General features: G+C 43.7%; 20 protein-coding genes and 1 pseudogene. 14 read left to right on the top strand and 7 right to left on the bottom strand.

What is annotated here, in order from left to right:
• The first annotated feature begins 73 nt into the window (after window positions 1–73).
• Window positions 74–1,225, top strand: coding sequence for a beta-aspartyl-peptidase (iadA, locus tag LRQ06_RS15150; protein ID WP_232767892.1), 1,152 nt, complete (start codon window positions 74–76; stop codon window positions 1,223–1,225).
• An 80-nt stretch (window positions 1,226–1,305) separates the two neighbouring features.
• Here the strand turns inward: iadA and LRQ06_RS15145 are convergent, their stop codons facing one another.
• Entirely contained in the window at window positions 1,306–1,815 is a 510-nt protein-coding gene (locus LRQ06_RS15145; protein ID WP_232767890.1) for a hypothetical protein, read from the bottom strand.
• A gap of 535 nt (window positions 1,816–2,350) precedes the next feature.
• On the opposite strand from LRQ06_RS15145, the gene LRQ06_RS15140 reads away from it, so the two are divergent.
• Both LRQ06_RS15140 and LRQ06_RS15135 read left to right on the top strand, forming a co-directional pair.
• Complete coding sequence (locus LRQ06_RS15140) at window positions 2,351–4,291, top strand: methyl-accepting chemotaxis protein (protein ID WP_232767888.1); 1,941 nt, start codon at window positions 2,351–2,353, stop codon at window positions 4,289–4,291.
• A gap of 178 nt (window positions 4,292–4,469) precedes the next feature.
• Entirely contained in the window at window positions 4,470–4,949 is a 480-nt protein-coding gene (locus tag LRQ06_RS15135; protein ID WP_232767886.1) for an NUDIX domain-containing protein, read from the top strand.
• Here the strand turns inward: LRQ06_RS15135 and LRQ06_RS15130 are convergent.
• Window positions 4,946–5,176 carry a hypothetical protein gene (locus LRQ06_RS15130; protein WP_232767884.1) on the bottom strand — a complete coding sequence of 77 codons (231 nt, stop codon included), beginning with the start codon at window positions 5,174–5,176 and terminating at the stop codon, window positions 4,946–4,948. The two genes, LRQ06_RS15135 and LRQ06_RS15130, sit on opposite strands and share 4 nt — an antisense overlap.
• Window positions 5,177–5,445: 269 nt before the next feature.
• On the opposite strand from LRQ06_RS15130, the gene malZ reads away from it, so the two are divergent.
• The 5 genes and pseudogenes from malZ to LRQ06_RS21065 form a co-directional block, all read left to right on the top strand.
• Window positions 5,446–7,341: a maltodextrin glucosidase gene (gene malZ / locus LRQ06_RS15125; RefSeq protein ID WP_232767882.1), complete on the top strand. Its 1,896-nt coding sequence runs from the start codon at window positions 5,446–5,448 to the stop codon at window positions 7,339–7,341.
• A gap of 112 nt (window positions 7,342–7,453) precedes the next feature.
• On the top strand, window positions 7,454–8,200 hold the full coding sequence (gene pnuC / locus LRQ06_RS15120) for a nicotinamide riboside transporter PnuC (RefSeq protein WP_232767880.1): 747 nt from the start codon (window positions 7,454–7,456) through the stop codon (window positions 8,198–8,200).
• Window positions 8,197–8,928, top strand: coding sequence for a nucleoside phosphorylase (locus LRQ06_RS15115; RefSeq protein ID WP_232767879.1), 732 nt, complete (start codon window positions 8,197–8,199; stop codon window positions 8,926–8,928). The genes pnuC and LRQ06_RS15115 overlap by 4 nt, the downstream gene beginning before the upstream one ends.
• A gap of 183 nt (window positions 8,929–9,111) precedes the next feature.
• Complete coding sequence (locus LRQ06_RS15110) at window positions 9,112–9,792, top strand: Crp/Fnr family transcriptional regulator (RefSeq protein ID WP_232768990.1); 681 nt, start codon at window positions 9,112–9,114, stop codon at window positions 9,790–9,792.
• A 63-nt stretch (window positions 9,793–9,855) separates the two neighbouring features.
• Window positions 9,856–9,966, top strand: a pseudogene (locus tag LRQ06_RS21065) (MerR family DNA-binding transcriptional regulator); the annotation flags it as partial.
• Here LRQ06_RS21065 and LRQ06_RS15100 read toward each other — a convergent pair.
• On the bottom strand, window positions 9,966–10,286 hold the full coding sequence (locus tag LRQ06_RS15100; protein WP_232768989.1) for a tyrosine-type recombinase/integrase: 321 nt from the start codon (window positions 10,284–10,286) through the stop codon (window positions 9,966–9,968). The pseudogene LRQ06_RS21065 and the gene LRQ06_RS15100 sit on opposite strands and share 1 nt — an antisense overlap.
• Window positions 10,287–10,438: 152 nt before the next feature.
• Window positions 10,439–10,654: a phage integrase N-terminal SAM-like domain-containing protein gene (locus LRQ06_RS15095; RefSeq protein ID WP_232767877.1), complete on the bottom strand. Its 216-nt coding sequence runs from the start codon at window positions 10,652–10,654 to the stop codon at window positions 10,439–10,441.
• Between the two features lie 337 nt (window positions 10,655–10,991).
• Here LRQ06_RS15095 and LRQ06_RS15090 point away from each other — a divergent pair, with 337 nt between their 5' ends.
• A complete protein-coding gene (locus tag LRQ06_RS15090; protein WP_232767875.1) occupies window positions 10,992–11,870 on the top strand; it encodes a hypothetical protein in 879 nt (292 codons plus the stop codon).
• Between the two features lie 328 nt (window positions 11,871–12,198).
• On the opposite strand, the gene LRQ06_RS15085 is transcribed toward LRQ06_RS15090, so the two are convergent.
• Entirely contained in the window at window positions 12,199–13,224 is a 1,026-nt protein-coding gene (locus LRQ06_RS15085) for an IS110 family RNA-guided transposase (RefSeq protein WP_232767874.1), read from the bottom strand.
• A gap of 93 nt (window positions 13,225–13,317) precedes the next feature.
• On the opposite strand from LRQ06_RS15085, the gene LRQ06_RS15080 reads away from it, so the two are divergent.
• The 5 genes from LRQ06_RS15080 (at window position 13,318) to LRQ06_RS15060 (ending at window position 15,191) form a co-directional block, all read left to right on the top strand.
• Window positions 13,318–13,533 (top strand): hypothetical protein, encoded by a 216-nt coding sequence (locus LRQ06_RS15080; RefSeq protein WP_232767873.1) that lies wholly within the window; start codon window positions 13,318–13,320, stop codon window positions 13,531–13,533.
• 162 nt (window positions 13,534–13,695) lie between these two features.
• Window positions 13,696–13,971 (top strand): putative quinol monooxygenase, encoded by a 276-nt coding sequence (locus LRQ06_RS15075; protein WP_232767872.1) that lies wholly within the window; start codon window positions 13,696–13,698, stop codon window positions 13,969–13,971.
• A gap of 34 nt (window positions 13,972–14,005) precedes the next feature.
• Window positions 14,006–14,311 (top strand): hypothetical protein, encoded by a 306-nt coding sequence (locus LRQ06_RS15070; RefSeq protein WP_232767870.1) that lies wholly within the window; start codon window positions 14,006–14,008, stop codon window positions 14,309–14,311.
• 342 nt (window positions 14,312–14,653) lie between these two features.
• Window positions 14,654–14,959 carry an NIPSNAP family protein gene (locus tag LRQ06_RS15065; protein WP_148546934.1) on the top strand — a complete coding sequence of 102 codons (306 nt, stop codon included), beginning with the start codon at window positions 14,654–14,656 and terminating at the stop codon, window positions 14,957–14,959.
• The gene (locus LRQ06_RS15060; RefSeq protein WP_232767868.1) at window positions 14,925–15,191 is read left to right on the top strand and encodes a hypothetical protein; all 267 of its coding nucleotides are present in this window, start codon (window positions 14,925–14,927) and stop codon (window positions 15,189–15,191) included. The genes LRQ06_RS15065 and LRQ06_RS15060 overlap by 35 nt, the downstream gene beginning before the upstream one ends.
• A gap of 696 nt (window positions 15,192–15,887) precedes the next feature.
• Here the strand turns inward: LRQ06_RS15060 and LRQ06_RS15055 are convergent.
• Together LRQ06_RS15055 and LRQ06_RS15050 are read right to left on the bottom strand one after the other, a co-directional pair.
• Window positions 15,888–16,856 (bottom strand): TRAP transporter substrate-binding protein, encoded by a 969-nt coding sequence (locus tag LRQ06_RS15055; protein ID WP_232767866.1) that lies wholly within the window; start codon window positions 16,854–16,856, stop codon window positions 15,888–15,890.
• Window positions 16,857–16,874: 18 nt separating this feature from the next.
• A complete protein-coding gene (locus tag LRQ06_RS15050; RefSeq protein ID WP_232768988.1) occupies window positions 16,875–18,191 on the bottom strand; it encodes a TRAP transporter large permease in 1,317 nt (438 codons plus the stop codon).
• Window positions 18,192–18,216 lie beyond the last annotated feature (25 nt).

The raw sequence follows: 18,216 nt of genomic DNA, 5'->3' as shown, positions 1-18,216 counted from the left end.
CTGCCGGCTCAATATCTGAGGCTTTCCTGAGTAACAATGTAGCTGGCATGACTGGTTCAACGGTAATTATTTGATGTTTACACTTTTAAAAAACGCCCGTCTCTACGCTCCGGAATCTCTGGGAGTCGCGGACATTCTGATTGCGGGGAAAAAAATAGCAGCAATAGGAAAACTGGCAGACAGTGTTCAATTGCCTGATCTGTCCGTTACCGATCTGGATGGGCGTATTGTAACACCGGGTTTAATTGACCAACATGTCCACCTGATTGGCGGCGGAGGTGAAGCTGGGTTTTCCAGCCGCACGCCAGAAATTCAGGTATCCACAATTGTAAAACATGGCGTTACCTCAGTCCTTGGTTTACTGGGCACAGATAGTGACACCCGTCAGCCGGCAACCCTGTTTGCTAAAACTCAGGCGCTCAATGAAGAAGGGATCAGTGCATGGATGTTAACAGGGGGATATAACTTCCCGTCACCGACCATGACCGGAACCGTTCGTAATGACATTCTTTATACCGAACATTGTATCGGCGCCAAGCTGGCCATTTCTGATCACCGGGCCCCACATATTAGCTATGAGGAATTAATCCGGCTGGCGTCAGACTGTCGTATTGCCGGTATGCTCTCGGGCAAATCGGGAACAATGACCATTCACCTGGGTAATGCTCCCTCTCGTTTGGATCTATTATTCAGAGCCAGCAAAGAATCAGCCATTCCACCCCAGCAATTTATTCCGACACATACAAACCGGCATAAAGATCTCTTTGAACATGCATTAATCTGGGCTGAACAAGGCGGCCGAATCGACATTACGACCGGGTTTGCTACCGGTAATCAGGCCGTCAATACGCTGAATGCTTTGATTGCGGCCCGGGAAAAGGGCATTGCGGAAGAATCCATCGCTGTGTCTTCCGATGCTCAGGGCTCCAAACCTGTATTTAATGAACGCGGGGAACTGTCCGGAATCGGAGTCGCTGAACAGAATGAGTTACTGGAAATCATACAGGAACAGGTAAAATATGGTTATACCTTATCCGAAGCACTAAAACCTGTGACCAGCACTGTTGCAAACTGGCTTAAACTACCAGGTAAAGGCCAGATTCAGACCGGATATGATGCTGATTTACTAGTTCTGGATGACGAACTGACTCTCCAGCAAACATGGGCGAAAGGCCAATGTGTTTTCCGGGATAAGAAGTCTCTGATTCACGGCATGTTTGAGTAATAGGAAAAACGTTGCAACCAACCACAGACCCTAGCCATCTGATCATCCGGATGACTAGGGTGCAGCGATAACAAGTTACATTATTTATCCGGAAATACCGTATCTCTCCGGCTTACAGAACTCAGATACCGATAGTATCTGAAAGACTGAATAGCCCGGTAACCAAAAGCACCGCTGATTAAGCCACTCATAAAGACACTTAACAATCCCCATACCGGCAGGGAACTTATCGAACTCATCACAGCAAGCACATAATGAATGAAAAAGCTGGCCATCATAAGAATCAGTAAATTAGGCGATCCCGAAAAATACAGCTGATTTTCCGAATCCAGATAGCATTTTTTTATCTGGGCACTGAAAAACACATATCCAACGCTCAGCCCCAGTAGTATTGCAACAAGCCATAAGAAAATCATAACCGGCTCTGCACTCATCGAGTCCATGGACAAAAAGAGAAACAAAACCGGTAATAAAATCAGCCGCTCTGGTTTAACCGAATAATCGGATAAAGCGGTATACCCAGTTCTTAATAAATAATAAAAAATCAACCAAACCCAAAAAGGCGTATGAGAAATAATAGAACTCAGCATAAAATAATTCCCCCACTTCGTATCTCCATATCCTATGAGATAATCATGAAGTCCCACGCTTAAAAATGCTACGACAGGAACCAGACAGACACCTGACACAACGAATTAAATAATTGATTTTATTAAATAAAAACATCGATCCAGTTTTTCGGTATTTCCCATCGAAATAACGATTGTTTTCAAAAGCACCTTCCCACCAACTTTAAACTTTTTCCTCAAAAGAATCAGACAAATCACAAATGCAACCCAACCGGAAAACAATACCCACCAGATTGCATAAAAATTGAACTCTTCAGGCGATTTAAAAGATCTGAAACATTCGAAAAAGAAAAGTTTCTACTGGTATCAGAAACTGATCCGGCATAGCGAATTGAGTACGTAAAACCCAACGACATTCTGATCTTATCTGCCACTGTTCACAGCGGCGTCATGTAAGAATTTAAATCAAATACTCAACTTGTTGATAATACTCTTAGTTGCACATATAATCCCCACCCAAATTTATCATATTAATTGCTTGGGGAAGCTGAAGCATATGCTAGATGCAGACAGAGGGAAAAAAACAACCACAGCCGTTAGAAAACACATTTTAACCGCAAAAGCAAAGCTTGCCTTACTTATTGGCGGATTGTTTTCCATCGTTTTAATTTCTATTTCGACGATCTCATACCATAATTTTAATGTTGCCTCCGTTAATAACTACACTCACAAACTTAGGTCTCAGGCATTCTTAATTTCCAATGCTGTTGAACAAAAAATTACAGGGTATTTTTCATCATTATCTGTACTGCAAGACAGCCTGCCAATCGACCATTCCGGCATTACCGATCAGGATCTGCTACTAAAAAAATTATTAAAATTCAAGAACGACTTTAATGTAATCAGTGCTTATGTCGGACTGAAAGACGGACGGGTTTTTGCCTCAAAAAACAGAGGGTTTATAAATGGACTTAATGCTCGTAAGCTAAACCGGGAATGGTTTCTACGCGGTTTTAATGGCGATAACAATATCATTACAAAACCTTATATTAATAACAACGGCAACTATGTCATGGCTGTCGCCGTCCCTGTCCGCCGAGATGGACAGGTCGTTGCCATTCTTTCCACGAATATTCCGTTAAATACCATTACCAAATTTGTGGAGCAGCTAACCTCAAGGAATCAGTTATTTGTATCCCGGAACGATGGCTTTGTTCTGGCCTCAAAATATCCGGAATACATTGGGAAAAATATTTTTACAGTCCGCCCTTCTTATAAAGATTATAAAGATCAGCCATCCAGCTCCCATTCTTATGTTTTCAAAGGTGAAAAATACTTTGTCAGTTCGGTTAAACTTAAAAAGCTTGGATGGAATGTCTGGCTTTGGGATAAATGGGACAATATTGAACAGGCATCCCACAGCAATTTAAATATATCCCTATTGCTGGCCGGGGGGTTCCTCATCATTTCTCTTATTGCTATTTATACACTGGTCCATAAGTTAATGTACGTCCCTATCGGAGGTGAACCCAGAGAAATCGAATCTCTGGTCAACCAAATTGCGAATGGTGACTTGACACATATACCGCCAGAAAATTCTCACCGGGTTGGCATATACAAAGCGATCATAACCATGGCAGAAAACCTGAAGCAGGTTATCTCAGATATCAACAACGATTCTGAGCAGTTAAACGACATATCACAACAACTAGGCAATTCGTCAGGCAAAGTGGATGAATCTTCCAAATCTCAGATAGAAAGAATGGAGCAAATTGCTACCGCGATGAATGAAATGACGGCAACAGTTGCTGATGTCGCCCAAAACGCCATCGAAACATCAACCTCATCAGACGATGCTAACGACAGTACAACATCCGGACTAACGGCCGTAAACAACGTCAATAATGAGATAGCTCAACTCGCTTCTGATATTTCAGATGTTCATGACGTGATAGCAGAACTTGAAGAAAAAAGTAACAACGTTGGTAACATACTGGATGTTATTCGTAGCATTGCCGATCAAACCAACCTTCTGGCTTTAAATGCGGCCATTGAAGCTGCCCGGGCAGGAGAAGCGGGCCGGGGATTTGCCGTTGTTGCCGACGAAGTCCGTGATTTGGCCAGTAAAACCGCGAATAGTACCAACGAAATACAGGAAATGATCGAAGCACTACAACAACAATCTTCCCGTTCATTGAAACTCATGATCAAAAATGCGGAAAATGCAATAAAAACGCAGGGAACATCAAAAGAAGCGCAAGATTCACTACTGACAATAGAGCAAAAAATTTCGGCCATTAAAGATATGAACAATCAGATTGCGACCGCAGCGCAACAACAATCTCAGGTGGCTTCGGATATCAACCAAAGTATCGTTCATGTTAACGACTTAACAGTCAGTAATTCGGAAGTCATTCAGGAAAACATTGCGATTGCAGATAAATTAAATCAAATGGCAAACCGTTTAAGTGATACAGTAGATCAATTTACAATATAAACAAATATCAATAACCTGCCGTATTGGCGGGTTATTGATATTCCAATCATAATAAAAAGGATTTATATAGGTTTTCAACCTTCATCGGTAACCCTCTATTGAAAATGATCTTGTGAATTTCTGTTAGAACACCCAATATAAATCATCTTATTATTGAATCTTTTTTAGGAAATAAATCATGGAGCATCGTATTCGAGCCGCAGGAATTCTTCTTTCTGAATCTGCTGTGCTACTGGTTAAGGTTAAAGATTCAACCGGAGAATACTGGATTCCGCCAGGTGGCGGATTTGAAAATGGTGATATGAGCACAAAACAGTGCCTGAAGCGGGAATTTAGGGAAGAAGCCGGTATCAATATTGAAGTCGGTGAACTCATTTGTGTCAGAGAATTCCTGGAGACCTCGCCAGAACGTTACAATGCTGAATTCTTTTACCACGTCAATCAATTTTCAGGCCACCCCCACACCGACAACCTAAAAGGCCTAAACGATGAAGAATTTATTCAGAAAGTTGAATGGATACCTTTCAGTTGCTTAACAAAAATCAGAACTTATCCGGCAGATATAGGAAAATTAGTTTCTTTAATCAGTGACAAGCAGTTTTCTGTCCATCTGGGCAGTTACCGGCAGGGAAAAGATGAAATAACAAATCACCTTTAATCTGTCAGTGAAAATGGCCGACACTTTTCATTAAAAGGAAATTTTGCTCTTAAAACCGTAATTCTAAAAACACTGATTATCCTCAAAAAAGTACCACGTCTGGCAAAGGCAAACGCATCCAGAATAAACTGCCCCCAATGCAACGTGCTTAATGCTCTGAAATCACCGCACTCAGGACAGGCTGGTCTGACATAAACGTAGAGAGTCAAATCAAACTCCCAGTCCATACAACGCCCAAATACGGTCAATATTGTTTAAAATACGGTACACATCAGATTGTGTCTCCTTACACCGCTTATCTATTTGTGTCTGTAACATTAAAACTCGTTATCATTAAGATAGTTACATTAAATTACAGGAATACTATCTTTGACTACGCCCTGAATTTTGGTACTAAGGATGAGTTCGTTACTCATGTAATGATCTAGTCTGAACGTAAGCACCGGACAAACTCTATCCGGTTTATTTAACGATTCAGCATTGGGAGAGTATCACTATGTGTCTGCCGTTTCTTTACCACGGACAATCCACAGATTGGGTTTCACAAACAGATCATAAACTTACCGTCAGGCTCGCAGTGGAAAAAGCATGGTTATTTCAAAAGATACTGGTACGCCATGAACCCGATAATGAAGAGACACTGACAGAGATGCATCCTCAGGGCTCAACCGAACACCTGACTTTCTGGGAAGCCAGCTTTGAAATAAATACCGACCGGGATATCACCCATTACGCCTTTAAGTTGCTGACCGGGAAAGAACAATTCTGGCTGGATGCGAAGGGCGTGAGCCGGCGCATTTCGCCAAAAGAAACCCACTTCAAATACAATGCCGTCAACAGGCCACCGGAATGGATCAACCAACAGGTGTTTTATCAGATTTTACCGGACCGGTTTTGCAACGGGAAACCGGAGATCAGTGTCAGAAACGGAGAATCCAGCCCGGTATTAGGAGGCAAAAAGCCGGTCGCCAAGCAATGGGGGGAACCGGTCAGTTCCTATGATACTAGTGGTGGTTGTGAATTTTATGGTGGCGATCTTTATGGGGTAGGACAAAAAATAGATTACCTTCAGTCTCTGGGCATTACCGCCATCTATCTCAACCCGATTTTTACGGCCCCGAGCAATCATAAATACGATACTTCGGATTATATGACCATTGATCCGCACCTGGGAACAAATGAAGACTTCGCCTTGCTTTGTAAGGATCTTCATCACCGGAAAATGAAAATCATATTAGATGCTGTATTCAACCATACCTCTGCAGAACATCCCTGGTTTAACAAAAGCGGACAGCATCCAATGTCAGGAGCCTATCAGTCAACCGAATCCCCTTACCGAAACTTTTACTCTTTTGACGGAAACAGTCAACGTTACCATAGCTGGAAAGGGGTGGACTCATTAGCTGTGCTGAATTACAAAAATAAGCAGCTACGAAAATACATTTATCAGGATGATGATGCTGTCATTAAACATTGGTTGAAACCGCCTTATTCCATTGATGGTTGGCGATTTGATGTTATTCATATGCTGGGAGAGGGGAAAGGCGCTAAAAATAATGCTCACTACGTCAAAGCATTCAGAAAATCGGCCAAGCAGGTAAATCCGGACTGTTATATTCTCGGTGAACACTTCTATGAAGCCACCCAATGGTTGCAAGGCGATCAGGAGGATGGCTCGATGAATTACTATGGCTTTGCTCACCCAGTCGGGGCGCTGCTCACCGGGCTCGACATCGCCGGTCACCCGGTTCACATCAGCGTTACCAACTTTCTGGACTGGCAGACCGAAGCGAGGGCGAAGATTCCCTGGCCCAATCAACTGGCTCAGCTCAATCAACTGGACAGTCACGATACTGCCCGCTTTATGGAACGGGTGAAACACAACGCCGGACTTTTCAAACTGGCAGCCGTGTTGTTATTCACGTCCGTCGGTACACCCTGCCTGTATTATGGTACAGAGCTGGGAATGTCTGGCGGAAGAGATCCGGATAACCGTCGCTGTATGCCATGGGATGAAGTAGAACAGTCAGAATATATCTCGTTTTTCAGACAATTAATTCAACTGCGCACCGATAACATTGCGCTCCAGAAGGGAGATTACGTTCCCCTTTACCGGGATGACAACGGTTTTGCCTTCGCCCGGCAGTTTCAGCGCCATTGCGTCATTTGCGTGTTCAATGTCAGCCAGAAAACCCGGTCTTTCACCATTCCGGTCTGGCGGCTCGGACACCTGAATCACCGGTATCGTTCACCGCTGACCCGGAAAACCTTCCTCTCGGCTCAGGGCGTGCTCACCGTCAAAATCACCCCCATGTCGGGCGACATTCTCATAGTCTGTTCCCAGCAGAATGAACAGGCATCATTATCTGGCGGCGGGAAAACAGACCAGTAAAATGACAAAAATATGATCCTGTTCCTGTCAGGGAGGACAAATGTCCTTATCCGGATTTGAAGACAAACTTTATGATCAACATACCTGAAACGTCATCTTAAAGGACATCATTATGGATCTGATATCATTATTCGATATTAATAACACGCTCGTGACGATCCCGATTGGCAGTGGCTACGCCATGAGCTGGATTGAAGCGTTTGGAACCGTATTCGGTTTACTCTGCATCTGGTTTGCCAGTCAGGAAAAAACCATCAACTACTTTTTTGGCCTACTGAATGTCACGCTGTTTGCCATGATTTTCTTTCAGATTCAGTTGTACGGTTTATTAATTCTCCAGCTTTTCTTTTTCTGCGCGAACATTTATGGCTGGTACGCCTGGACGAAACCCAATGCCGAAGGCGACACACTCGAAGTCCGCTGGCTCAGCAAACAAAAACTGCTGCTCACGACCGTGATTAGCCTGATTGCCATTGGCTTACTCACCCTCTATATCGATCCGGTGTTTGTCGCGCTCGCCAATCTGGTGGTTGAAGGGATGAATCTGTTCGGTGCAGGCTTATCTCACGCCGCGCTCGAACCGGATGCCTTCCCTTTCTGGGATTCTGCAATGACGGTTCTGTCCATCGTGGCTCAGATTCTGATGACCCGAAAATACGTCGAAAACTGGGTACTTTGGGTGGCGATCAATATCATCAGTGTCGGCGTGTATGCCGCTCAGGGTGTGTATGCGATGTCGGTTCAGTACGCCATTCTGATGTTTATTGCCGCGAATGGTACCCGTGAATGGGCACGCACAGCAAAAAGCAATCATGAGAAACAGACCGGTGAAACCGAGCTTAACGAGGTGAAAGCATGAGTAAACAGCCCCACATCTGCGTTGATGAGACCCAGGTTGCCTCTCATGTTATCGTCTGTGGTGAACCGGACCGGGCGAACCGGATTGCAGCTCTGCTCGATAACGCCGAAATGATATCCGAAAACCGCGAATACCGGCTGTTTACCGGGCAGTACAAAGGCAAGCCCGTTACCGTCTGCAGCACCGGTATCGGCGCACCATCGCTGATCATCGCGCTGGAAGAGCTCAGACAATGTGGCGTCACTCATATCATACGTGTCGGATCCGCCGGTGCTTTGCAGGCCGACATTCAACTCGGTGAGCTGATCATCGCTGAAGGTGCAGTCAGAGACGAAGGTGGTTCAAAAGCGTACATTCAGCCGACGTATCCGGCCTGCGCCAGTTTTTCCCTGTTAAAAGCGTTGGATAGCCACTTAATGAGTCAGGCAACGCCCTGTTACCGTGGCATTGTGCGCTCGCACGACAGTTTCTACACCGATGAGGAAGACGAGATTTGTCAGTACTGGAGCCGCAAAGGCGTGTTAGGCGCCGATATGGAAACGTCCGCGCTGCTGACCGTCGGCCGTTTGCGCGGGCTTGAAGTGGCATCGGTCCTGAATAATGTGGTGCTATTTCAGCAGGACGTCAAAGAAGGGGTGGATCAATACGTGAACCATGCTCAGGCGATGATGGAAGGCGAAAAACGGGCGGCCATCGCCGCACTGGAAGCGTTGCATCAGCAAGGCTGAGCGAACACAAAGAAACACGCTCATCTAACCATGCGGTCTGCTTCGTTTTGAAGCGAAGCAAGCCGCATGGTTTCTTCAGGCACCATCCACCGTCGCGTCAGCCGCGACACTGACGGAAATATTTGCTATGTTCAGCCTGATGATGCACCTGCATTTCTGATATCACTGAAGAGCGAGTTTTCTATGAAAGTCAGTCCCTACACCACCGGCCGCTTCGGGTCTTTTTTATCGGCTAAAAGCCAGGCATTCAGCGACCTCATCTACCAATGTCAGATTCGCAGCGGGTACGTGGACGCCGGGTATGAAATACTGCGTCAGGGTGAAAAGCTGGAGTATCTTTATGTTGTGCCAGGGGGCCGGGTATCCATGAGCATCGTGGCGGCCAACGGGCGGCGTTTTCAACTCGGCGAAGCCAACTGCGATGATCACATTTTCGGTGAAATGGAGTATTTCACCCAAACGCCTTGCCAATGGACCGTCACGGCCGATGAACATCTTCAGATGGACACCATTTGTCTGACCAAACTGACTCAGGCGCTGCACCAACATCCGGAGATGATGTTCTTTTTTGCCGCAGCACTGGCAGAAGACTATCAGGATTCGCTGGACATCTACACCAACCGCCTGCTGCACCCCATCACCTACAACATTGCTTACGATTTATTAATGCAAAAGACCACGACCGCCGCGCTGGGCGGGTTTGATCGGGTCAACCGGGAAGCCGAACGCTTCGGCACCTCCGGTCGCGTGTACCGCCGTGCCGTCAAAGAGCTTCTGGATAAAGGGCTGGTCGAAAAAAGTGCGCAGGGGCTGGTGATCGCGGATGAAAAGAAACTCATCGAATTTTTAGAAAACGATGAATAAAGAGACAATAATGTCCGTCATGAATTGGTAAACTGTTACGCACACGGACTGTCGTAGGGAATCATGATGAACATAAAGGCGTTTGCAAAGCTGACCGGGCTGAATGCGCATACTATGCGCTACTATGAAAAAATGGGGTTTCGTGTAGCCAGAGATGCCAACGGACATCGTTCCTATACGAAGAAAGATCTTAAATGGATCAAATACTTAATCCGCCTGAAGGTGTTCGGGTACTTTTTACCAAGAGCATTAGGGAGGGAAGGGCCAATGCCTTGCTTGTTATCATTTTTCTGTATTGATGATGCCTTTTTAATCTGTAATTTAAGCGGGGTAATTACCGCAGGACTGAGTAAAGTCATCCGATCTTTTTTGCCTTTTTCATCTCTCACTGTTAAAGATAAATTATTCAAAGTAAGATCTTGCACTCTGATCCTCAAGCACTCATTGACTCTAAGCCAAGAACCATACAGTAATGAAAATATCGTGTGATTCACCCCCGATAGATGCGAGAGAATCCGTTGTATTTCGGTAGGCGTTAGTACGCTTGGTAGTTTGCGTGTTTTTTTGCGTAGGTAAAACCTAAATTCCCTAGCGGCGTTTGTAAAAATTGATTGTAAAGATAAGCAATTGTGTTGAGCGCTACTTTTTAAGTGTTGATTGCTACGTACTGCTCGTTAGCAAGATAAGAAAGAAAACCCGTTACTTCTTTTTCTCCTATATCTTTTGGATGTTTTAGTTTGTTGAAGCGAATAAAGTATTTAATCCAATATAAGTGAGCCTTTTCTGTTTTGAGACTGTTCCCCGCATTCGCATATATCGTCGAATTTCTTCTAAAAATTTGCTTGCCATCTCTACGCCCCATAGCTGTATATTTATACAATTTATTGAATTTAAATTCGATTTGAGTATGAAAAATGGCTTATTTTGTTGAGAGTTCAGTCTCGCTATTGTCAATAGAAGATTTAATAAGTTATTGTTAATAAAAGGATTGACACTACCCCTTCCTGGGATAACGCGCATTGTTAAAAAATGATAACGCGCAGTCTCGTTTTTATGTGATGGCAGAATGTACAATATGATGTATATTCTATAGTTTTTAATGAGTTATGGTCAGTTGATTAAAAGTCAGGCAGACAGAAAAACGAGACTGCCTGTTATTAAGAATGTTAGGTGAAAGAAGATAGGAACATCATAGAAAAATGATAAATAAAATAATCTCCAATTTTTATAGCAATACGAGATTCAGCTCTGATAACGAAGTAGCGTTATTTCGAAAGTTTGCATTAGCTATACAAGCCGAATCCAGTGCGACGTTCATCGATGAGACTCATGGTGGCGGTGTGTGCAATGTAAATTTTACGAGTCCTACAAATAAAAGCGAAACTTGTGAAATCTCGGACTTATTGATTCTTTCGTATTCTCAACTTAGTAACGAGTGGAGAGCGACATTTTGGCAAGCTAAAAAACAAGGCGTATCAAAATGGATAAATGTTGCACAAGATGGTTCTCAACTCGACTTTAAAGGTCAGTTTAATCAATGGGATTTACTTAGTCGTCGACCCGACGTAACAGGTGTTAAAGGTTTTCATCCACCAAAAGATATTCTTAGTGGCTTTAGTTCTCCTTCTATTGGGACATATGGTGTTTTCTATGAAAAAGGTGGTTGTATAGAACTAGCACACTCAATAGCCGAGTTTATATCCTGTCCATCTCCAGCAACTAAAAGCCCAACTTTAGCGATTAATGGTTATCTCTCAAAATATTCGATGTATGAACATGAAATGATCAACACATTAACCTTAAAAGGATTTCTTGAGGGCTTGTTTGATTTTAAAATTGGAGCAAAGCTAAATAGTAAAGATAGTACACATCGATGGCTATTAGAGCGTGTCCGTGGAAAGTTAAAATCACAAGAAAAGCTACCTTTCGTAAACCATTTAGACCACATTGAAGAATTTCTAAACCATGATGTATCAGACATAATTGAGTTTGATGACTTTAGTGCTGGCTTATCTATTTTGTTGGTGAATACGGATGGTGAAAAATCACCTAACAAAGCATTTAAGAGTGATTCGTAACGCTTGGCATTTTCGCTTCGCTCAAGTATAGCCAAGCGTCACTCACACCTTAATGCGGCTACATGGATTCCCCCGGTTGTCAAACATCCGCTAAATTTCAAGTGATGGTTTTGGACTGCCGCTCTACATTCGGTCTTTATATCGATGATTCGCAACATCGTGACCCTGATGACTTTGCGCGACTGCGGTGCCTTATTCGTTAGATGACATCTAATGTGTCCGCCGCATTAACAGGCTCTCCGCAAGTGGTCTTAACCTATCTCCATCCATTGCGTCTGCTATGACCCGGTTGGTGTTCTCTTGTTACTTTGCTTGAGTTAATGGTTATTTAAGCTACGTAATTTTCATATTCTGTTTGGTTGTGTAGTAGAGACCATATTATTCGAGCATTTTTTGCCGCGAGTGCCACAATCGCCCGATTCATTCCTCGCCGCTCTAACACTCCACGGCACCATTGACTGAGCCTATCTTGTTTGTCACCTAAATTTGCAATTACAGTTCGCGCACCATGGACAAGTAAAGTACGTAAATACTTGTCGCCATGCTTGGTTATTCTCCCTAATCTAGTTTTGCCACCTGTGGAATATTGTTTGGGAACCAATCCAAGCCAAGCAGAAAAATCTCGGCTTTTATCAAATTGAGAGCCATTACCAATAGAGGCCATAATAGCTGTTGCAGTTTGTGGGCCAATTCCTCTGACCTTCATAATACGTTGAACGTTATCACTTACCTTTGAAAAGGCATCGAAGACTTGCTCAGTATCCGCAATACGTTGGTTGAGTTGTTCAAGATGGTAGTAAGCATCTGCAATAACGGTTCTAGCTAGGTGTGGAAGTTCGTTTTCTGCGTCTTCCAGTATGGTAGGGACTTGCTTCATTAATGAAGAGCGTCCAACCGGAATGATGAGACCAAATTCAGAAAGTAAGGCGCGAATACGGTTCATTAGAGCAGTACGTTCGCGAACCCAATGCTCGCGCATTCGATGAACGGACAGTATGGCTTGTTGCTCAGGAGATTTTACTGGGACGAATCGTGTAGATGAGTGTTGGACAGCTTGGCAAATAGAAACAGCATCATTAAGGTCATTTTTACCTTTAGTACGATGTGGGATGACATATTTAACCGCCATAATACGAGCATCATGTCCTAATTTATTAAGCGTTCTCGCCCAATAATGTGCACCGCCACACGCTTCAAGTCCTATACGTATAGGTGGCATATTTGCTATGGTAGTGAGTAATTTAGAGCGAGTAACAGATTTATGAAGAACTACTTTACCTTTCACGTCAACGACATGAATACTGAAATGATTTTTCGCTAAGTCTATACCGCAAAAATAAGAATGATCAGACATGGTGCCTCCAGTGTTAATAATTACCACCTAAGTGTGGTAGATCCTCGGGAGGGGGAATCCATGTCATTCGTTATGTGTTTATGGAATATCATAATGAAAGTCGAAAATACGAAAGATCGGGTAAAGGTTGAAGCAATAAGAAAATGGTCTATTCAACTTGTCAGTGAGGGGCGAGTTGAAGAGGTTAAAAATTGGGATGCTAAGTCACCTTGGCACAATTCAAAGTTTTCTAATTTGTCAAATAATATTGAATGGGTTGTATATTGGGCAGATCAAGCTTGGCCTGGTGAAGTAAAATTACTTAAGTAGCGACAAAGTCATAGTGCCGTAGGAGCACACATAACTACACGCACTATTCGACCCGATTCCTTGGCAGTTTTGGTATCAATTGACTGCGGTGTTTACGGTGGTCAAGTTAGCATTAGCGCAATCGGGCGCATGTGCTCGGCGTTATGCGTTTCGAGGAAATTTATGTCAAAAGTAACATTGAAAGGCTTTATTCTAGTTCCAGAGCTAGATCTTGAGTTGGTGAAAAGTGAATTGGAGCACCATAAACGTCTCACTCTGGAAGAACCCGGTTGTGTTACCTTTAGTGTCACTGAAAGTCCAGAAAACCCTCTCCGTTTTGATGTTTACGAAGAATTCACGGATAAAGTTGCGTTCGAGCAACATCAGAAAAGAGTTAAAGCTTCACGTTGGGGTAAGGTCACTGTGAACGTTGAGCGTCATTACGAAGTCTTTGAATAAACGCATAATTGGGCGTTATGTGGGGGAAGTGGAAATGAAAATCAAAACTCCGATCTTTTTTTTATTGATGCCGACCGCCGTTTTCGGGGGTATGTGGATATATGAAGCATTTGATACTGGAAGAGCTATGGATCAGGTGTTTGAGTCATACAGCCCAGGTTCCAGACTATTAGTTTGGATCGGCACAATGTCTGTAGCTGGTTTTCTCAACAGCTTTGCTTTGGATAATTTTTATCCTAATTACCAAAATAAGGGCCCAACAGAGCAAAGGTATATCCACATAATCGGTTTTGTACTCTGCTTTGGCTTAGTTAGTTCGATTAGCTGGATGCTGTTCTAACGGGGGGCTGATTTAAACTCCATATAACAAGCAGCTGCTGTCGGACTGGCAAAAGCTTCGGGTGTTTCCCATTGGCAAAGAGCGGTTCACTGTCCGGGGATTTCAGATTTTGTTAGTAAGTGATTTGTTGTTTTGTAGCAGTAAGTTAATCGTTAATTAGGTAGTACTGCGATCAAGTTTTGCCATAACAAGCAGCAGCATGTGACCCGATTCTTAGGCGGTTTTGGTATCAATCGGCTGCGGTGTTTATGGTGGTTAATTTAGCATCTGCGTAATCGGGCGCATGTGCTTTGGCGTTATGCGTAGCCCACAAAATCAAGCAATTAGAAGGAGTTAATGTTTATGATTACTTGTTACGTCAGGTATGTAATTGACCCAAAGAAGGTCAATGAGTTCGAAGAATACGCCAAAATGTGGATTCCACTTGTTGAGAAGTTTGGTGGTCAACATAATGGCTACTTTCTGCCATCTGAAGGCGCAAACAATGTAGCTTTGGCTCTTTTTACGTTTGAAAGTTTGTCAGCTTATGAAGACTATCGTACTAAGTCTCAAAATGACCCTGAATGTATTAAAGCTTTCGAGTTTGCCGATAAAGTGGACTGCATTATCAGCTATGAGCGCAGCTTTTTTAGACCTGTGCTCGGTTAAAGAAGCTACGCATAACTGGGCGTTAGGGCTATTGAAAGGGATAATGATGACAAAGAACAATAACCACATAGAAGATAATGAACTAACAGATCCAGATCCGTTAAGTGCATTCGTAGTTGCTCTTGGTGCAATTGGTTCAATTGCACCATTTTTTCTGTCATCGAATATCGATATTGCAATAAGAAGCGTATGGAGCGACAAAATAACTGAAATGCGATTAGAGATTCAATAATGGGTATGAAACGTCCTTGAATGAGCTTAGGGGGTATCTTAAGCCTTTAGAAATCCTATTTTTATCCAATTGCTCTCCAAATACTAATTCTAACAAAAGAAATCCAATGAATTCTCATGCTTCTTTTGGCTCCGTACAACTTCTGTTTACTCGCACCGGACACGAGCGGTGGAGGGAAATAGAATCCGTTATCCATGAAACCATGGATTCACTAGCACAGCTCAGAATTTGGTTTTTTAATATTAATTAGTTTTATGTATAACTGAAGAAGAGCAATTCGTTGTTTATTCCAGTCTATTTTGAATTCATTCTCGCTGAGCGTTTTGGCTTGTCTCGATCGCAACATGTGTGTATCCCTTTATGGTTTAACATTTTTATTACTAATGAAACCATTTACACACAAAAAACACGCCTCGACCTAAACAAATTTTTAACCAAAATTAAATCTAAAAATAATTAATAATATTGTTATATAGTATTTTACTGGTGATTTATTATGAAATTTATTTCCAATTAAGCATAACAATCATGATAAGATTACGTACACTTAATAAACAGGTTGCATTGTGGGTAAAGAAAGCGGGTAAAAGGGAAATCGGGCGTGCTGCTCGGAACAAGACAGCAAAGGCGTTTTGAAAGCAAAAAAATCTGGAAACAGATGCCCGTTTCCAGATTGAAAGTCCGGTATACCGGAGACTACTTGGTTGACTGAATTTGATCGAGTAATGGAACCAGTGTTGGATTGTCAGCACGAAATTTGTCATACACCGGCTTAACCGCGTCCTGGAACTTGCTAATGTCACTGTCGACAAACGTAACATCATGTTTTTTCAGATCCTGAGTCGCTTTTTCGACGTATTTCTTCCAATTTTTTTCCTGTACTTTCACGGTTTCCTGAGCGACTTTTTGGATCGCATCACGCTGGGCCGCCGTCAGAGAGTCCCAAACCGAAGTCGAGACGACAAGCACATCCGGTACCATCGTGTGGTGGTCTCTTGAGTAGACTTTTTTCACTTCATAATGGCGTGAAGAGTAATAAGATGGAATGTTGTTTTCTGCACCATCCACAACCCCCTGCTGCATCGCAGAGTAAAGTTCGCCATAAGGCAGAGGCACCGGTGTACCACCCAACGCTTTGATGGTATCGATGGATAAGGCCGAGTTTTGTACCCGGATCTTCATGCCTTTCAGATCCGCCGGTGTTTTAATGGGTTTGCTGGTGTAGAAACTCCGTGATCCGGCATCAAGGAACGCCAGACCAATGAAGCCCGCTTTCCGGGAAGAAGCCAGAATTTGCTTACCGATAGGCCCGTTCAGGACTGCCTCATATTGCGCTCTGTTCTTGTAAAGGTAAGGCAGCGACAACAGTTTGTAGTCCGGAGAAAAGGTATTCAGGGTCGCGGCACTTGCTTTCGTAAATGCGATGGTGCCATTTTGTACCATTTGCAATCCTTCAGACTCATTGCCTAAGGTTCCGTTAGGATAGACTTTGACCCGGATTTTCGCTTCTTTCTTCACATGTTTGGCAAACCATTCCAGCGACTGGTGAACCGGATGCTCTGTCGGCAGCGCGTGTGAAAGTTTTAATGTTGCTGCGTAGACATTGCCTCCACCAATTAAGCCAGAGACCGTGCATGCAAGTAGTAGTTTGTTTAGCGTTTTCATTTCACGTTCCTATGTAAGTTATTTATAGCCAGCCAGATGAGGTAGCCATAGTGATAAGGAAGGGATTAAAGTCACAAGTGCCAGTGTGGCGACCATGATGATGAACAGCGGAACCAATTTAGGGACCACTTGTCCGAGTTTTGTTTCGTAGACACTGCAGCCAACGAACAAGGCAGTACCAACAGGTGGTGTACAAATACCAATACACAGGTTGAACACCATGATGATACCAAAGTGAATAGGATCAATGCCGATTTGCGTCGCAATCGGTAAGAAGATCGGCGTAAAGATCAGGACGGCCGGAGTCATGTCCATGAATGTTCCGATGATAAGCAGGATAATATTCATCAGAAGAACAATCATCAGCGGGTTGCTGGAGGCTTCTAAAATAAAGTCCGAGATGAAGGTAGGAATATCGGCATTCGCCATCGACCATGACATCGCGGAGGACGTTGCCACCATCAGCAGAACGATGGACGTTGTCACCACACTGTCAACCAGTAGCGGGAACAGATCTTTGGTTTTCAGCTCTTTATAGATGAATCCCAGAGCCAGACTGTATACCACCGCAATGGCAGACGCTTCTGTTGCTGTGAAGATCCCGGCCAGAATTCCCCCCATGATGATGACAACCAACCCCAGACTTGGCAACGCATCTAAAATGACTTTACTGGCTTTTTCAGTAAACTCGTATTTTTCTTTAGGGATATTATTTTTTGAACCGAGCAAAAAGATACCCAGCATGATGCCCAGCCCCATTAGGATGCCCGGAACATAGCCTGCAATAAACAGGTACTGAACAGAGGTACTGCTGACCAGTGCATACAGAATCAAAATATTGGATGGCGGAATCAGCAGTCCGGCCGGGCAGGACGAAACGTTCACAGCCGTCGAAAAGTCTGCCGGGTACTTATGTTTTTCCTGCAATGGACGCATAATGCCACCCACCGCCGCCGCTGAAGCCGTTGCCGAACCGGAGAGTGCACCGAACATCATGTTTGCAATGACATTGACGTGTGACAACGCGCCGGGAAGACGGCCACCAAACAGCATTGCGAAATTGATCAGCCGGTTTGCCAACCCACCCCGGTTCATGAGGTTACCGGCCACAATAAAGAACGGGAGAGCTAACAAGCCGAAGTTATTCAGCCCATTGGCCAGCTTTTGTGAGATAAGAATGGAGGTTTTATCGATCGGAAAGTCGACGAAAACCGTTAAAAATGCGGCGAGCCCAATCGAAAACGCAATGGGAACACCCAGTACCAGCATAACAGCCAGAGTACCGAACAGAATCACAACCGGAAACACATCATAGAAGAGATCCGGCGCATTCATTAAAAAATCTTGTGAGAATAACAAA

The organism is Vibrio salinus, assembly GCF_021272385.1.
In the GTDB taxonomy this organism is placed as follows: Bacteria; Pseudomonadota; Gammaproteobacteria; order Enterobacterales; family Vibrionaceae; genus Vibrio; species Vibrio salinus.
This window is presented reverse-complemented; position numbering and strand designations above follow the sequence as displayed.

Bases quoted from the DNA above. Each gene is read 5' to 3' on its own strand.
- iadA (WP_232767892.1), top strand. From the start codon at position 74: ATGTTTACACTTTTAAAAAACGCCCGTCTCTACGCTCCGGAATCTCTG.
- LRQ06_RS15145 (WP_232767890.1), bottom strand. From the start codon at position 1,815: ATGCTGAGTTCTATTATTTCTCATACGCCTTTTTGGGTTTGGTTGATT.
- LRQ06_RS15140 (WP_232767888.1), top strand. From the start codon at position 2,351: ATGCTAGATGCAGACAGAGGGAAAAAAACAACCACAGCCGTTAGAAAA.
- LRQ06_RS15135 (WP_232767886.1), top strand. From the start codon at position 4,470: ATGGAGCATCGTATTCGAGCCGCAGGAATTCTTCTTTCTGAATCTGCT.
- LRQ06_RS15130 (WP_232767884.1), bottom strand. From the start codon at position 5,176: ATGGACTGGGAGTTTGATTTGACTCTCTACGTTTATGTCAGACCAGCC.
- malZ (WP_232767882.1), top strand. From the start codon at position 5,446: ATGTGTCTGCCGTTTCTTTACCACGGACAATCCACAGATTGGGTTTCA.
- pnuC (WP_232767880.1), top strand. From the start codon at position 7,454: ATGGATCTGATATCATTATTCGATATTAATAACACGCTCGTGACGATC.
- LRQ06_RS15115 (WP_232767879.1), top strand. From the start codon at position 8,197: ATGAGTAAACAGCCCCACATCTGCGTTGATGAGACCCAGGTTGCCTCT.
- LRQ06_RS15110 (WP_232768990.1), top strand. From the start codon at position 9,112: ATGAAAGTCAGTCCCTACACCACCGGCCGCTTCGGGTCTTTTTTATCG.
- LRQ06_RS15095 (WP_232767877.1), bottom strand. From the start codon at position 10,654: ATGGGGCGTAGAGATGGCAAGCAAATTTTTAGAAGAAATTCGACGATA.
- LRQ06_RS15090 (WP_232767875.1), top strand. From the start codon at position 10,992: ATGATAAATAAAATAATCTCCAATTTTTATAGCAATACGAGATTCAGC.
- LRQ06_RS15085 (WP_232767874.1), bottom strand. From the start codon at position 13,224: ATGTCTGATCATTCTTATTTTTGCGGTATAGACTTAGCGAAAAATCAT.
- LRQ06_RS15080 (WP_232767873.1), top strand. From the start codon at position 13,318: ATGAAAGTCGAAAATACGAAAGATCGGGTAAAGGTTGAAGCAATAAGA.
- LRQ06_RS15075 (WP_232767872.1), top strand. From the start codon at position 13,696: ATGTCAAAAGTAACATTGAAAGGCTTTATTCTAGTTCCAGAGCTAGAT.
- LRQ06_RS15070 (WP_232767870.1), top strand. From the start codon at position 14,006: ATGAAAATCAAAACTCCGATCTTTTTTTTATTGATGCCGACCGCCGTT.
- LRQ06_RS15065 (WP_148546934.1), top strand. From the start codon at position 14,654: ATGATTACTTGTTACGTCAGGTATGTAATTGACCCAAAGAAGGTCAAT.
- LRQ06_RS15060 (WP_232767868.1), top strand. From the start codon at position 14,925: ATGAGCGCAGCTTTTTTAGACCTGTGCTCGGTTAAAGAAGCTACGCAT.
- LRQ06_RS15055 (WP_232767866.1), bottom strand. From the start codon at position 16,856: ATGAAAACGCTAAACAAACTACTACTTGCATGCACGGTCTCTGGCTTA.
- LRQ06_RS15050 (WP_232768988.1), bottom strand. From the start codon at position 18,191: ATGAATGCGCCGGATCTCTTCTATGATGTGTTTCCGGTTGTGATTCTG.